Origin of the sequence: Bergeyella anatis (assembly GCF_036016955.1) — a bacterium.
Taxonomy (GTDB): domain Bacteria; phylum Bacteroidota; class Bacteroidia; order Flavobacteriales; family Weeksellaceae; genus JAYWXI01.
The window spans coordinates 5312-5997 of record NZ_JAYWXI010000004.1 but is presented as its reverse complement, the minus strand read 5'-3'; the positions used below and the strand labels follow the sequence as shown (position 1 = coordinate 5997).

General features: G+C 36.6%; 1 CRISPR repeat array.

Annotation, left to right across the window (positions count from 1 at the left end):
• Positions 1-43: 43 nt before the first annotated feature.
• Positions 44-620: a CRISPR direct-repeat array (repeat unit 46 nt; unit sequence GTTGTGAATTGCTTTCAGAATTATTATTTTCGCGATAGTTCGCAAC).
• Between the last annotated feature and the right edge of the window lie 66 nt (positions 621-686).

The window sequence follows — 686 nt, the reverse complement described above, 5'->3', positions numbered from 1 at the left end:
GATAGTTCACAACAGGGCTTCAAAAACTCAATTAAAACTCAATGTTGTGAATTGCTTTCAGAATTATTATTTTCGCGATAGTTCGCAACTGCGATTATTCGGATGATGATTTCGAGTGCGTTGTGAATTGCTTTCAGAATTATTATTTTCGCGATAGTTCGCAACTTTAAGTAATGCCATCGCCGAGTCGTGTGGGTTGTGAATTGCTTTCAGAATTATTATTTTCGCGATAGTTCGCAACGCATTGCCCTGGTACAAGAAATGTGTCGCCGTTGTGAATTGCTTTCAGAATTATTATTTTCGCGATAGTTCGCAACACTGCCACACGTTTTGTTGTCATGTTACACGTTGTGAATTGCTTTCAGAATTATTATTTTCGCGATAGTTCGCAACAGTAGCTACTGATTAAAAATGTTGTGTAGCGTTGTGAATTGCTTTCAGAATTATTATTTTCGCGATAGTTCGCAACTTTTCCAAAATCAACATCAAATATTCGCGGTTGTGAATTGCTTTCAGAATTATTATTTTCGCGATAGTTCGCAACTGAGTGAGTTTGTTAATGGAGGAGCATATTGTTGTGAATTGCTTTCAGAATTATTATTTTCGCGATAGTTCGCAACTGAGTGAGTTTGTTAATGGAGGAGCATATTGTTGTGAATTGCTTTCAGAATTATTATTTTCGCGAT